The 546-nt window shown below is 51.1% G+C and carries 2 protein-coding genes; both read right to left on the minus strand.

Annotated elements, in window-relative coordinates; translation table 11 throughout:
* Positions 1-234, minus strand: a 234-nt coding sequence (locus tag C5748_RS27440; RefSeq protein ID WP_105746210.1) for a BrnA antitoxin family protein, incomplete at its 3' end; no start/stop codon positions are given.
* Positions 234-479: a BrnT family toxin gene (locus tag C5748_RS27445; protein WP_105746208.1), complete on the minus strand. Its 246-nt coding sequence runs from the start codon at positions 477-479 to the stop codon at positions 234-236. The genes C5748_RS27440 and C5748_RS27445, both read right to left, overlap by 1 nt.
* Between the last annotated feature and the right edge of the window lie 67 nt (positions 480-546).

The following is a 546-nucleotide window of genomic DNA, read 5'->3' on the forward strand; positions in this document are numbered from 1 at the left end:
GACATCCGGTGATAAGCGTAGCGAAACCTGCTGTTTCGGGTTTTCGACGGGTGGCCGGCCACGGGAACGTTGAATGCTTGCGTGGAGATCGGGAAAAGCCTCTTTGAATGACTTGCCTTGTGCGAGCTGTTCGTCAGTCAGTTCCGGATTATCCGGATCGCTCTCGATCATCTTCTGAATTTCGGCCTCTTCCTTGTCGGTTAGAGGGCGCTTGGAGGAAAACTTAGCAGCCATCATAGGTTCCTTTCCTTCTGACTTGCTGGGCGCATTGAGATCACCGAGAGGGCTTCCGAACCGAGCGACTTGAAGACGACGGCAATGACAATCTGCCCGTCAAGCTCACCTACCGCGATAAACCGGCCCATCTTGCCGGGGTAGATGGTCGCCTCTTCAAAAAACTCAACCGTCAACGCGGTGAAATCCAAGCGGTGCTTGGTAAGGTTTGTCAGCCGCTTCGGTTCATCCCACGTGATCTTCATGGGATTATATGTATCACATTAAGTGCGGAATGCAAGAATAAAAGTGCTACATAAATCATTTTGTGTA

Source organism: Phyllobacterium phragmitis (assembly GCF_002980495.1).
Taxonomy (GTDB): Bacteria; Pseudomonadota; Alphaproteobacteria; order Rhizobiales; family Rhizobiaceae; genus Paramesorhizobium; species Paramesorhizobium phragmitis.